The sequence below is a fragment of the Paenarthrobacter sp. TRD_SC_7 genome (genome assembly GCF_056156245.1).
In genome coordinates this window covers 446,595-459,096 of record NZ_CM149587.1, presented here as the reverse complement: position 1 = coordinate 459,096, position 12,502 = coordinate 446,595, and the positions used below count along the sequence as shown (strand labels likewise).

The 12,502-nt window shown below is 61.4% G+C and carries 11 protein-coding genes; 3 read left to right on the top strand and 8 right to left on the bottom strand.

All coding sequences use genetic code 11. The features are described 5' to 3' along the window. Positions 1 to 10: 10 nt before the first annotated feature. The 3 genes from AC0J5Z_RS02260 to AC0J5Z_RS02250 form a co-directional block, all read right to left on the bottom strand. The gene (locus tag AC0J5Z_RS02260; RefSeq protein WP_475037195.1) at positions 11 to 862 is read right to left on the bottom strand and encodes an ABC transporter permease; all 852 of its coding nucleotides are present in this window, start codon (positions 860 to 862) and stop codon (positions 11 to 13) included. A gap of 2 nt (positions 863 to 864) precedes the next feature. Beyond that, a complete protein-coding gene (locus AC0J5Z_RS02255) occupies positions 865 to 1,809 on the bottom strand; it encodes an ABC transporter ATP-binding protein (protein WP_475037194.1) in 945 nt (314 codons plus the stop codon). Between the two features lie 166 nt (positions 1,810 to 1,975). Continuing rightward, positions 1,976 to 3,478, bottom strand: a complete 1,503-nt coding sequence (locus tag AC0J5Z_RS02250) for a phosphatase PAP2 family protein (protein WP_475037192.1) — start codon at positions 3,476 to 3,478, stop codon at positions 1,976 to 1,978. A gap of 55 nt (positions 3,479 to 3,533) precedes the next feature. Between AC0J5Z_RS02250 and AC0J5Z_RS02245 the strand changes: the two genes are divergently transcribed. Continuing rightward, a complete protein-coding gene (locus AC0J5Z_RS02245; protein ID WP_475037191.1) occupies positions 3,534 to 4,238 on the top strand; it encodes a phosphatase PAP2 family protein in 705 nt (234 codons plus the stop codon). Here AC0J5Z_RS02245 and AC0J5Z_RS02240 read toward each other — a convergent pair. The 5 genes from AC0J5Z_RS02240 to AC0J5Z_RS02220 form a co-directional block, all read right to left on the bottom strand. Beyond that, positions 4,183 to 5,370, bottom strand: coding sequence for an MFS transporter (locus AC0J5Z_RS02240; RefSeq protein WP_475037189.1), 1,188 nt, complete (start codon positions 5,368 to 5,370; stop codon positions 4,183 to 4,185). The genes AC0J5Z_RS02245 and AC0J5Z_RS02240 overlap by 56 nt on opposite strands. Further along, positions 5,367 to 6,134, bottom strand: a complete 768-nt coding sequence (locus AC0J5Z_RS02235; protein WP_475037187.1) for a DeoR/GlpR family DNA-binding transcription regulator — start codon at positions 6,132 to 6,134, stop codon at positions 5,367 to 5,369. Before AC0J5Z_RS02235 ends, AC0J5Z_RS02240 begins: the two co-directional genes overlap by 4 nt. A gap of 496 nt (positions 6,135 to 6,630) precedes the next feature. Beyond that, entirely contained in the window at positions 6,631 to 7,863 is a 1,233-nt protein-coding gene (locus tag AC0J5Z_RS02230; protein WP_475037185.1) for an FG-GAP repeat domain-containing protein, read from the bottom strand. A gap of 205 nt (positions 7,864 to 8,068) precedes the next feature. Further along, positions 8,069 to 9,097, bottom strand: a complete 1,029-nt coding sequence (locus AC0J5Z_RS02225; RefSeq protein WP_475037184.1) for an FG-GAP repeat domain-containing protein — start codon at positions 9,095 to 9,097, stop codon at positions 8,069 to 8,071. Between the two features lie 541 nt (positions 9,098 to 9,638). Beyond that, the gene (locus tag AC0J5Z_RS02220; protein ID WP_475037183.1) at positions 9,639 to 10,235 is read right to left on the bottom strand and encodes a TetR/AcrR family transcriptional regulator; all 597 of its coding nucleotides are present in this window, start codon (positions 10,233 to 10,235) and stop codon (positions 9,639 to 9,641) included. A gap of 161 nt (positions 10,236 to 10,396) precedes the next feature. Between AC0J5Z_RS02220 and AC0J5Z_RS02215 the strand changes: the two genes are divergently transcribed. Further along, complete coding sequence (locus tag AC0J5Z_RS02215; protein ID WP_475037182.1) at positions 10,397 to 11,170, top strand: SDR family oxidoreductase; 774 nt, start codon at positions 10,397 to 10,399, stop codon at positions 11,168 to 11,170. A gap of 483 nt (positions 11,171 to 11,653) precedes the next feature. After that, positions 11,654 to 12,091, top strand: coding sequence for an N-acetyltransferase family protein (locus AC0J5Z_RS02210; RefSeq protein WP_475037181.1), 438 nt, complete (start codon positions 11,654 to 11,656; stop codon positions 12,089 to 12,091). The last annotated feature ends 411 nt before the right edge of the window (positions 12,092 to 12,502 follow it).

Here is a 12,502-nt window from a genome sequence, read left to right as displayed (position 1 = left end):
CGAACCCGCCTTAGACGTCCCGCTTCTTGAGCAGGATCATCGCCAGGGCTACCGGTACAACCACCCAAGCGCCCAAGACGAGCCCTGCCTGCCACGCTTCGAGCGTGTCAGGGACATGCTCGACGGCGGTCAGCGGACTAATGGTGCTTGTGGGGAGGTACTTGTTGGCTTCCTTGAAGAAGTCGCCGGGGATGAGTTGGAAGGCAATGGGTGCCACGAACAGGAGGCCAACAAGGCTCATGATGCCGCCGGCCGAGTTGCGCACGATGGTTCCGAGGGCCATGCCAATGGCTGCCACCGCTGCCACGTAGATGCTGTTGACCAGGAGAAGCTTGACGGACTGCGAGCTGCCCAGATCCAACTTGAGGTCGTAGTTGTCCACGATGGGGAGCGAAACCAGTCCGGCGATGTAGATGGACACGGCCGTCAGGAGGAAGGAGCTGACCATGACCACGATCAACTTGGCCAGGAACGGCGAGAGCCGCTTGGGAACAGCGGCGAAAGTGGAGCGTGCCATGCCCGTGGTGAATTCGGAGCTCATGAGGAGGACACCCAGGGAGCCGAGGATAAGCTGCGCGAAGGAGATACCCGAGGTGGGGATGCTGACTGCGAGGTCCCCGCCTTGAGCGGCCATGGCGGCGGCTACTTCTGGATCCGCGGCAGCTTGCTCGGCGAACTGTCCTGTTCCCCATGCGGAAAGGGCTGCGAAGCCCACCATGACGAGTGCCGTGGAGGCAAGCAGAATCAGAGTGGACATCAGGGTGCGGAACTTGATGAATTCCGAGTTGAGTACGCGGTGGAATGCCGGTCCGGGACCGACGGAGGTACGGATGGACTTGCGGTCCAAAGTGGTGGTGCTCATGTCTATTTCCCTCCGGCCTGAGCGGGAACCGAGGCCCCGGCGGTGATGTGCGAGTGGTATTCGACCTCGTCCTTGGTCAGTTCCATGTAGGCCTCTTCCAGGCTTGCCTGGAGCGGGGTCAGCTCGAAAACCATGACCTGGTTTTCCAAGGCGGTCCGGGCGATGCCGCGCGGATCAAGCCCTGAAACCTCCAGCAGTTCGCGTTCGTGGACCTCCACGGAGACGCCGGTTCCGGCAAGGAGCTGCATGAGGCGTTCCGGCTGATCGGTGCGAACGCGGGTCCGTGCGTGGCCCTTGCCTGTGATGATCTCGGCGATGGGTGCGTCGGCGATGATCCTGCCGCGGCCGATCACAATCAGGTGGTCTGCCGTCAGTGCCATCTCGCTCATGAGGTGGCTGGACAGGAAGACGGTACGGCCTTCGGAGGCCAGGTACTTGACGAGGTTGCGAACCCAAACCACGCCTTCAGGATCGAGGCCGTTGACGGGCTCATCCAGGATGATGGTCTGCGGATCACCCAACAGCGCAGCGGCAATGCCGAGGCGCTGGCCCATTCCGAGCGAGAATCCCTTGACCTTCTTTTTGGCTACGTCACCCAGGCCGGTCATCTCGATGACTTCACGGACCCGGCTCTTGGGGATGCTGTGTGTCGCCGCCATGGCAAGAAGGTGGTTGTAAGCCGTACGGCTCGTGTGGACGGCCTTGGCGTCCAGGAGCGCACCGATTTCACGCAGCGGCGCCTTATGCTGGGCGAACGGCTCGCCGTTCACGGCCACAGAGCCCGACGTAGGAGCGTCCAGTCCCATGATCATGCGCATAGTGGTTGACTTGCCGGCACCGTTCGGGCCCAGGAAGCCCGTCACCCGTCCGGCTTGGACAGTGAAACTGACACCGCCGACGGCGGTCTTCTCGCCGTAGACCTTCGTCAGGCCTTTTGCTTCGATCATGGAAGCGTTCCCTCCTCGGAGCACATGTGTGTGCAAGTGAGTTTTGAATGTACCTACAACGCTACTCAGGGAGGGGACGTAAATCGCCTGTCTCAGGGATGATTCAGGGTTCGATCAGGGTAGTCCTCGCGGATGACCCGGGCGTTGTACCCCTGGGGCGTTCGGCTCAGTCCACCGGCAGCGGCGAGTACACGGTGAGCTCGCGCGGTTTCACAGTGAACGCGGCACGGCGGACCCCGGGCTTCGGTTCCCCGTCCACCGCCAGGACCAGTGGTTGCCCAATGGCCTCCACGGTGATGGTGGTGGCCTCGGTCAGGTGCGTGACTTTGGAGGCGGCAACGGTGCCGGTCACTACTGCCCACAACAGCCGTGCCCGTGCGAACGGCTCGTCCGCGGTGATCATACGGAGATCGAAAACACCGTCGTCCAGAACCGGCCTGCGAAGCGGCGCATGGTCGCTGGGATAGAACCTGCCCCGGCCCATGTAGAGGATCCAGAGCTTGTGCTTCACCCCATCCACTGTGAGCGTGGTGGGTGAGTTCACTCCAAAGGTACGCAGCGATGCCACAACGCTGGCCAACGGTTTACCCATGGCCGGTTGCAGTCTCTCCCGACGACGAACCAGATTGGGATAGACGCCGACGCTCGCAGTGTTCAACATAGCCAACTCGGTGGTCTCCGGCGCCTCAGGAAGGCCACGTTGCACCACCACGTGCCCAAGATCGACGGATGCTGCATGTCCTTTGGTCACCGCATCAATCGCGTCGTCGATCGAACTGGTGCCGAGGTCGCGGGCGAAGTGATTGAGGGTTCCGCCCGGAAGGACCAGCAGCGGCAGTGAATGCTCGACGGCGGCAGCCGCCGCAGCGCCAACCGTTCCGTCTCCGCCCCAGACCCCGAGTGCAACGGTGCTGGGTCTGGTTGCCACTGCCTCGATCTCAGCCGTTACGTCTTCACCCTCCGCAATTTCGCGTATATAAGCTTTCGGGAATATGACTTTCAACAACTCTGCCGTCTCGGGCGAGTAGGAGCCACCCAGGACGTTGACCGCGATACTCAGCCCTTCGCCGTCGGAAATTGGCGGGGCCTCCGCAGGCGTCCGACGAGGTGTCGGTTCGGGCGGTCGGGCTGGCCACCATGTGCGGGTTAGCAGTGCTGCTCCGGCACCGAGAGCGGAACCGAACACCACATCGGAGGGCCAATGGGCACCCGTGTGCACCCGCGAGTAGGCGACGCCTGCAGCGATGGGGGCAAGCACGGCCCCGAGCGCAGGGGAGACGATGCCGGCGCCTACGGCGAACGCAACGGCGGACGCAGAGTGACCGGACGGCATGGAAGAACTGATGGGCTGGGGGTGCACAAAACGGAAGATGGGCAGGTGTTCAGGCAGTGGACGGGTGCGGGGTAGGACCGTTTTGAAGACCAGGTTTGTGACACCGGAGGCAACGCCCAAGGCAAGGAGTCCGTGGAGGGCTGCCCTGCGGGGCTTCCCCGGAAACGTGGCCATTATGCCCGCGATACCGAACCAGAGTTTGCCTTTGGTAGCTGCGGCAGAGAGATCGCGGAAGAACACGTCGTGGTCACCTTGGGGCTGCCGGGACAAAGCCCGGACCAGGAAATGGTCGAATCTTGCAACTCGTTTGGGGCCTACGCCCAAGAAGCCTCGCATCCCCTCACACTAACGCTTGCCGGTGCCGCCCAGCTGCCGTAGCTACGATGAATGAATGATTCGTGTACTCCATCCGCGTCTGCACCCCAGCTGGCAGCTGGTCACGCCCGGAGTACTCCTGCTGTGCGCCTTCGCGGTGCCCGGCTTACTCCTTATGGCCGGGCAAGGCGAGCCAGCCTTCAACGGCGTTGACACCACATGGCAGGCCTACGCCTTCAGCCTGCACTCGCCCTTCTGGGATGGCGTGAACGTCGTCCTCAACTGGGCCGGGTATGCAGGGATGCTGGCCTTCCACGTGGTGCTCGCGATTTCGCTCCTTATATGGCAGCGACCCTTGGCCGCGGTCTTCGCCGCCTTGAGCGGCATCGCCGTGCTGGCGCTGACGCAACTTGCCAAGGCCGTTGTGGGCAGAGACAGGCCGGAAGCCGCCAAGGTCCTGACCGACACGGGCTCATACCCCTCTGGGCATGTATCAACCACTACGGCCTTCCTGATGGTGCTGACCCTCCTCATTGGGCGTTGGTGGATGGCTCTGATCGCCGTAATTGGTGTCATCGCAATGATGATCAGCCGCACCTATCTGTCGGCCCACTGGTTCAGTGACGTCCTGGGGGGTGCCTGTCTCGCCGCTGGCGTTGTCCTGCTGATGTGGTGGCGTTTTCGGCATATATGCATCACGGAGAATGCCCAGGCCGACGGACGGACTATTTGGGCGGCAAGGGCTTCGCAACGCCCGCGAGCAACAAAGCGAGCAGAATAGGCGCTCCGATGGCCAGCAAAGCCATGTGGATTCCGGTGTGGTCGCCAAGGTAGCCCAGCAGGGGCGGGCCTGCCAGGAACGCGATGTAACCGATGGTGGAAACCACTGACACCCGGGCCGCAGCATGCTTGGGATCGTCCGCCGCGGCCGACATTCCCATGGGGAAGGCCAACGCCGCACCGACGCCCCACAGCGCCGCACCAACTCCAGCCAGGATCACATTGCCGGCGAACACGAACAACGCAAGTCCCAGCGCTGCCGCTGCCATGCTGGCCCGGAGAACGTTCACTCGTCCAAACTTGTCGATCGCCTTTCCGCCCAGGAACCGCATGATTGTCATGGCCAGGACGAAGAGCGCGAACAGCAGCGCGCCCGTGGATTCGGAGGCGCCGAGGCCGTCCACTGCGGCCTTGGCGATCCAGTCGTTGCCGGCACCTTCGGTGAGGGTTGCACCCAGGACCACGACGCCGATCAGCAGGGTCCTGCCATCCCGCCAGGCTGTGGGGCCCTTCTCGGCCGGGACCCCGCCGTCGTGAATTTCCGCGGCCTCGTGCGGCAGGAAGTACCGGGGGACGGTCAGCGCAAGGGCAACGGCGATGGCGGCGATGACCAACAGGTGCTCGGGCAGCCCGACGCCGAGTTGGGAGAGTCCTGCACCGATCAACGCGCCCAGGAAGGCGCCGCCGCTGAACGCGGCGTGGAACTGCGGCATGATGGTGCGCTTGAGCCGGTGTTCAACATCCGCGCCTTCGATGTTTTGCGCGACATCCCACAGGCCGATACCGATGCCGAAGAAGAAGAGGGCGATTGCCGTGGCCGGAACAGAGGCCGCCATGAGCGAGAAGGCTATCGCCGCACCCGCCGCTCCTGCCACGATGCCGGCCACACGAACCGTATTCGCGGTGCCGATCCTGCCCACCACCCAGCCGGCGGACGGCAAGGCCAGCAAAGACCCGACGGCGGTGCAGAGCAACAGGGTGCCCATCTGGCCGGACGTCAGGCTGAGCGCCTCGGTGACGGCAGGGATGCGGGCAGCCCAGCTGGCGAAGACCAAACCGTTCATGCCGAAGATCAGGAACGTCGCTACCGCAGCGGCGTTGACGTTGGTGGTGGTTCTGGTGTTGGTGGTCATGCAATCACAACTTCCACGGAGAGTTTGTTGAGCCGGGCAAGATCTTCGGGGGATGGTTCCTGGTCTGTCACGATGACGGCCACGGTGTCCATGGCTGCAACCAGTGCTACGGCGCTGGCATTCCACTTACTTCTGGAGGCTGCCACAATCACTCGCGCCGCCGATTCCAGTCCGGCCCGCTTCACGGCGGCGTCGTCGAGGTCGTGGGCCAGCAGGCCGTCCTTAAGGTTGAGCGCGCAGGGGGTCACGACGGCGGTGTCGAACCTGAGTGAGCGAACATTGGCTTCAGTCATGGGTCCCCTGAAGGACTGCTCGCCCGGGACAAGGCTGCCTCCTGGGAGGATGAGCTCGGGTGTGCGGCCATCCTTGGTATGCGTTAGTGCCTCCACGCCGTGCAAAGACATGGGCATCACGGTGAGTTCCCGCTTGCTGAGTTGGCGTGCAATCTCCGTGGCAGTGGAGCCACTGTCCAGCCAGACATGCTCGCGGTCCCTGATGAGCCTCTCAACGGCTTTGGCTATGCGGGCCTTGGCGTCGTGGTCTTCCAGTTCGCGCTGCCCATAGCCCGGGTTATCGCCTCGGGCCACCAAGCTACGCGCGCCGCCGTGGACTCGTTTCAGCACGCCGTTGGCAGCCAGGATCTCGAGGTCCCTGCGTATCGTTGCCCCCGACGCCCCTGTAGCGGCGACAAGTTCATCAACGGTGGCTTGTTCGCGTGTGCGCAGCAGCTCGCCGATGGTCCGATGGCGGTCAGCAGTTCCCATGCTTCAACCGTAGCAAGGTCTGCTCACTTAATCACCCCGAGTGATCATTTGCGCATCTATGCCCTCTAGAACGTCGTTTCACGTCGCCGATTTTTTTGGGCGATGATGACGAGCGATCGGTCATGGATGTCTGGTCCCAAAGCAGCCGAACAACGACGCACCATCGACGCCGGCTACCTCGTCTCTCCAAGAGAGGACGCCCCTCTTGCCCGCGATGGATCATCCAGTTGATGTTGGAACCACGCGGGCAATACGGTCGGTCCTGAAGCCCACCGGTCCCCCACCGGTGGGCTTCCTGCGTGCGTCAGGACGCGGCAGGAAGGGCCGTGCCGGCCCTCTGGTCTTCGACCCAAGCCATGCCAGCGCTTCCGACCTTGATGTGAAGAACCGGGTAAGGCACGGGAGCGGGCGAGTCAATCAGCAGAGTCTTGCGATCGTGGCTTTCACCTCCGCTATGCCGTACCCGCATCTACGGCTCGAGCACTTTGACGACGGATCAGATGAGGGTATTGAAAATGTCCCAGCCGTTACCGATGTGGTGTCCGCCGGAGAGCCGTTTGTCCGGTACCCCGCGGTAATGGCGAAGGTACCCATCCTTGTCCACAGCGGTTATGTCATTCCTGGGATAGGCGGAGTCATAAATGCTCCCTGGTCTGAAGTTGATGCTGTCTTTAAAGAACGTTCCGGCGCCGATGACGTCGGTCATTACCTCCCATCCGGGGCCCACCACGGCTGGAGATTTCCATGCGCCGTTCCCGTCGCCTGGGTATTGGTGCAGGACGCCACTGCGGTCGCGGGCGAAGACATCCATCGCACCGTCGCCGTCGGTGTCACCGGACGCGATGATCTTGTCGAAGACCTGCCAGCCCACACCAATCTGTTGAGGCGTCAGCCAACCCCCGTTACCGTCACCGGGATAGAGGAACAGGTCTCCCACGCTGTCCCGGGCCAGGACGTCGTTGTTTCCGTCGCCGTTGAAGTCTCCGCCTGCAATGATGCAATCGAAGATGTTCCAGCCTGCGCCGACTTGTTTTGTGGGCAGCCAGCCTCCGTCACCGTTACCTGGGTAGAGGAACAGACTCCCCGAGGCGTTCCGGGCGAGGACGTCGTTGTGTCCGTCCCCGTCGAAATCACCAGGTGAGAAGACAACGTTGAAGATTGTCCAGCCCGTTCCGACTACCCTTGGCGCATCCCACGAGGACGTGTAGTAGCGTCTTCTTGTCTCAAAGCCCCCGTTCAGCCAGTGGGACTCGTAAGTCCGCGGATACAGGACTAGCTCGCCGCTGTCAGTGCGGCCCAAAAGCTCAAAGTTACCGCGGTCTGTCCAGCCATTGGCACGGTTGGACGCGGCAATGGGAGGGGTAGCTGGGCTGTGGAAGACCTCCGATTCAGAGCACACGCCGTGAACGTTGAAGGAGATGCGGTTACCCCGGTCCCCGGTGGTGAGCTTCAAAATTTCCCCTTGCCGTTCGGCCGGCAGGGGAACACCATTGCTAAGCCACTCCAATACGAAGCCCTGAGGGGCTTCCTCCGTCGGAGGGCAGTCAATCAGGTCGATTCTGGTTTCCGCTATGGTCAGTTCTGAGCCGACGTAAGCCATTCCCTGCAGCGGAGGCACCCACTCCCCCGACTCAGCCTGCGCGGCTGGAGCTATGCTTACCAGCGTTGAACCTGCCAACAACGCCGCGAGAGCCGCCGATCTCAACGCAAACGCACGAAAGTTTCCCATGGTCCCCCCAAGTCCTGCCCCAACAGAAATTTGTGCCGCGTCCAACGCTGAGTGACTATTCGGCTAACGGCTGGTTACAGTGTGCGGGCGAACCGCTGGTAGGGCAATGGGGGAAGGCAACCATCAGAAAGAACACCTGAAACTCGGCAAGGCGGTGGGAATGGCAGATTCGCTTCCCAACGGCGACAGTGCCGCTAGCCAAGCGCTAAATGAGTGAGGTGAAAATATCCCAGCCGTTGCCGATTTGTTGAGTGCCGAATCGTCCGCCGTATTTGAGGAGGTCGCCGTCCTGGTTGATCGCAATGACATTGTTGCCTGGTAGGGGGTGCCCTCCGTTTACCGCGACGTCCAGGTTGTGCTCGTAGCTGCCTGCCCCGCTGATTTCGGACATGACTGCCCACCCGGGACCCCACACTGAGGGCTGCTTCCAGTTCCCTTGACCGTCCGTGGGATATTCGTGGAGGTAGTCGCTGCGATCACGGCCGTAGATGTCCACGCCGCCGTCGCCGGCTATGTCTCCTGGGGCAACGATTTTGTCGAAGATCTGCCATCCCGAGCCAACTTGGGTGGGCTCGAGCCAGCCGCCTTCGCCGTTACCGGGATAGAGGCGCAGGTTTCCCTGACGATCCCGGGCGAGGACATCATTTATGCCGTCCCCGTCAAAATCGCCTGGGCCAACGATTGAGTCGAAGATGTTCCAGCCCGTGCCGACGACCGATCTTTCCAGCCATCCGCCGTCGCCGTCCCCTGGGTAGAGGTAGAGGTCGCCCACGGAATCCCGGGCAAGGATGTCGTTTTTGCCGTCCCCGTCGAAATCCCCTGGCGAGAACACAATGTTAAAGACGTACCAACCTGTCCCTACAACTCGCGGTTCATCCCAGCTTGAAGGTTCGAAGCTCGGGCAGTTTCCTTCGAAGCACCAACCGTTCTTCCTGAAGGGGTAGGTCCTCGGGTACAGGACCAGTTCCCCATCGTCCGTGCGGCCAAGCAATTCGAAGTTTCCGCGGCCGGTCCAACCCATGGCCCGGTTGGACGCAGAAATGGGAGAAGTTTCAACGCTGTGCAGCTGAATCCCCTGCGATTCGTCCTCAGGGGTTTTGGGGCATCCTTCTTTCTCCGGCGAGGTGGGATACACGTTGAAGGAAAGACGGTTACCGCGGTCTTCGGGTAGAACCTTCAGAGAATCCTGCTGACGCTCCGCTGGAAGCGGGGTGCCATTGCTGAGCCACTCCATAACGTATCCGTCGGGGGCATCCTCGGTCCTATCGCATCGACCGAATGCTCCGGGAGCGCCCATCCGTAGTTCCGAGCCGACGAAGGGCATCCCAATCAGGGGGACGTTTCCCTCCCAGCCGAGATGGTGGAGCGGTTGCGGGCCTGCTGCCTCTGTCGGCCCAGCAACAATACCCGTTAATCCGATCGCGATTACTGCAGCAACGGCCCTCCGCCATGACGCGCTTCTCTGAACCATGCTTCCCCCTGGTGCGTGAACATCCGCTGGATGCAACTCGAATCCGCTCGTGCGCGCGAGGCATAGGCGGCAATTCTCAGAGCATACGCGTTCACTCGCGGCTACGAGGTATAACCGGATCCCTGGGCGGACTCCCTACAGGCCAGCCAAGCCGATGCGAAGCCTGTTGGACAGCGGCCAACACTGGCAGTATGCCTGGCCCTAGGGCCACGTTTTCGGTTCCTTGCTGATGTTGAGCACCGTACAGCCCTCGGGCACCAGGAACATCCCGTCCGGAGGCCAGTGTTTATGCCTGTGTCGTTTGTCAGGCTCCGATGGCACTGATGGCGTAGTGGGCGATGCGGAGGAGGTCTTCTTTGCTGGCGCCGTCGCGGGCTTGCTGGCTCATTCCTTGTAGGGTCGCTCCGACGAAGGCTGCCATTGCATGGGTGTCGGTGGATTGAGGGATCCGGCCTGCTTCGCGGTCCTTGGTCAGTGCTTCTGCCATGGCGAGGATGTTGTCGTTGCGCATTTTGGACAGCCGTTCTGCGACGTGGCGGTTCGCGGAGGTCACCGCGACGGCGGAGCTGATCACCAGACAGCCTCCCGGGAACGTTGTTGACGGGTAGTGGTCGGCGGCTTCTATCAGCAGCCGACGCATGAGTTTCAGTCCGGAGTCTTCTTCTGCGAAGGCGATGGACATGAAGCTTCCGTGGGTTGCGTTGTAGTGGTCCACAACGGAGAAGAAGAGGTCCTCCTTGGAGCCGAAGGCCTTATACAGGCTGGGCGGATTGATGCCCATGGCTTTTGTGAGCTCCGCCAGGGAGGTGCCCTCGTACCCGCTGTCCCAGAAGACCAAAGTGGCTGCTTCCAGGGCGTCGTCGATATTGAATTTCCGGCCTTGGCCTGCTTTTCCTGACATCGTCGTCCTCTCGTCGTTCCTCTCAAGAAGAGCCCCCAGCAGCCGGCATCTATTCCGGCTGCCTCCACGAGAGTGGTTTTTCATGCTGTGGCCAGCGCCACACATAAGTTTTCGACAATCTTTCTTGTAGTGATCGCTAAACGTATGTAAGTATCTCATTCATGACCGAAACACACAAAGACCACATCGCCGTTGTGACCGGAGCCAGCCGAGGGATCGGCGCAGCAATCTCCTCCCGCCTTGCCACCGGAGGCTTGACTGTAGCTGTCCACTACGGACACGACGGGAAGGCGGCTGCGGAAGTGGCGGCCTCCATCGAAGCTGCGGGAGGAAAGGCGTTCCCTTTCCAGGCAGACCTTGGAGCCGATACCGCTGCACAGGATTTTTGGGCCGCCTACGACAAAGCCGCCGCCGAAGCGGGAGTCTTGAACCAGCCAATTCACGTCCTCGTGAACAATGCCGGGGTCACCCTGCGCGGGGCCATTGAAGACTTCAGCCGGGAAGATTTCCTAACCCAGCAGGCCATCAACGTCAACGCACCCTACTTCATCGTCAAGGAAGGACTGACCCGAATCGCTAACGGGGGCCGCATCATCAACATCTCCTCCGGCGTCACCCGCATAGCATTCCCCGAAATCATCGGTTACGCCCTCACCAAGGGCGCCATTGAAGCCTTCACCCTGACCCTCGCCAAGCATCTCGGGCCCAGGGAAATCACCGTGAACTCGGTCGCCCCGGGCGTCGTGGACACCGACATCAACGCTGGCTGGCTCCGCGACAATGAAGAAGCCCAGGCCGGGGTAGCTGCCAGCAGCGCACTGGGTCGCGTTGGCCAGCCCGACGATATCGCAAGCATCGTAGCTTTCCTTGCCTCCGACGAAGCACGCTGGATCACCGGGCAGAAAATCGACGCCACCGGCGGCACCAACCTCTAACTCACCGCACCATCTGGACGCTCAATTCGCGGCATTGACGACTTCGGTGGCTCCCATCGAGCACCCGATCAACGGGTATGAGGTAGCACTGCCTGCCAGATCAATCTGGCAATCCAGCACAAACGACACCTCGGAAGATGCACAAGCCTTGATGCGCGGTGCGAGAGGGCGCTTCCTGACTCATGCTCCATCGTCTCAAACTGACAGGCCCTCCAACCAGCACAATCCCGGTGAGCAATTCGCACCGTCATCCCTGGCCCCGTGGTTAACGCGCGGGATACGTCCTAAATAGGGAAAGCCCCTCAGAAGGGGCTTTCATCCGGAATGAACTGTGATGCTTGGATTGGTCAGCGGTGATGCGCTCCTCCTCTCCGGGCTTGTCGCCCATGCCGGCTTCAGTAGCCAAGACTTTAACAACTCTTCCCGGCTTTCGTCCACCACCACCCCGTGGCGCCATGGGCCCTGCGTGATTGGATGAGAAGCATGGCAATCATTGAGGCCGGCACCGCGGAACAGTTCGAGGACCTTGTAGCGCTCGACCAGATCGCGCAACGAAACACTGACAGGCGGCAGGAAATCCGGAACTGGCTTGAGTCCGGTTCGATCAGAGTGGCCGTCCAGAACGGCTCCCCGGTCGGCTACACGGTGGTGGAGCCTTCGTTTTTCGGCAATGACTTCCTAGTACTCATCGTGGTCGGAGAGCAACATCGGAAGACCGGCATCGGTCACTTATTGATGAGTGACCTCGAGATCACGGAACGGGACACAAAGCTCTTCACTTCGACCAATCTGTCGAACCAGATCATGCAACGCCTACTCGCAAGCCGCGGATGGGTCTCCTCTGGAATGGTCTTCGGACTGGACGAAGGCGACCCCGAGCTGTTCTATCGATTCCAACAGGCACCTCTTAAGCAGAGTTGAGCTGGAGGGCCCGCTTTCAAGCCAGGGGTGACGTTGCTGTGACTTTCGGCGGTAAATGGGCGGTGTTTTCACAGCGCTATTAGGCGCCCGCCTCAGCCCGGAAGGGGGTCGATCCCTCACCAGAGAGTTGTATGCCGGCTGTAGCCGCCACAGCCACTACAGCCGTTTGGGCGACCTACAAGTTAGGTCCGAGCCGACCGGCAAATGGCGACCAACTCAGCGCCCAAACGCGAGTTGACGAGATGTCAGAGAGTGGTTATATTCTTTTCTCGTAAGAAAAAGAGAACGGAAGTTCCCCCACTTGAAGTAGCTGTAGTTGCCTGTTTAGGGGGAAGCACCGTTGCAGTAACACCTGGCCGTCGGACAGCTTGAGATGGCCAGAGCACCACCAGCAGTACCGGGCCGTCAAGC

What these genes read in the sequence shown, in the direction of transcription:
- AC0J5Z_RS02260 (WP_475037195.1), bottom strand. Translation starts at nt 862, where the DNA reads ATGAGCACCACCACTTTGGACCGCAAGTCCATCCGTACCTCCGTCGGT.
- AC0J5Z_RS02255 (WP_475037194.1), bottom strand. Translation starts at nt 1,809, where the DNA reads ATGATCGAAGCAAAAGGCCTGACGAAGGTCTACGGCGAGAAGACCGCC.
- AC0J5Z_RS02250 (WP_475037192.1), bottom strand. Translation starts at nt 3,478, where the DNA reads ATGCGAGGCTTCTTGGGCGTAGGCCCCAAACGAGTTGCAAGATTCGAC.
- AC0J5Z_RS02245 (WP_475037191.1), top strand. Translation starts at nt 3,534, where the DNA reads ATGATTCGTGTACTCCATCCGCGTCTGCACCCCAGCTGGCAGCTGGTC.
- AC0J5Z_RS02240 (WP_475037189.1), bottom strand. Translation starts at nt 5,370, where the DNA reads ATGACCACCAACACCAGAACCACCACCAACGTCAACGCCGCTGCGGTA.
- AC0J5Z_RS02235 (WP_475037187.1), bottom strand. Translation starts at nt 6,134, where the DNA reads ATGGGAACTGCTGACCGCCATCGGACCATCGGCGAGCTGCTGCGCACA.
- AC0J5Z_RS02230 (WP_475037185.1), bottom strand. Translation starts at nt 7,863, where the DNA reads ATGGGAAACTTTCGTGCGTTTGCGTTGAGATCGGCGGCTCTCGCGGCG.
- AC0J5Z_RS02225 (WP_475037184.1), bottom strand. Translation starts at nt 9,097, where the DNA reads ATGGAGTGGCTCAGCAATGGCACCCCGCTTCCAGCGGAGCGTCAGCAG.
- AC0J5Z_RS02220 (WP_475037183.1), bottom strand. Translation starts at nt 10,235, where the DNA reads ATGTCAGGAAAAGCAGGCCAAGGCCGGAAATTCAATATCGACGACGCC.
- AC0J5Z_RS02215 (WP_475037182.1), top strand. Translation starts at nt 10,397, where the DNA reads ATGACCGAAACACACAAAGACCACATCGCCGTTGTGACCGGAGCCAGC.
- AC0J5Z_RS02210 (WP_475037181.1), top strand. Translation starts at nt 11,654, where the DNA reads ATGGCAATCATTGAGGCCGGCACCGCGGAACAGTTCGAGGACCTTGTA.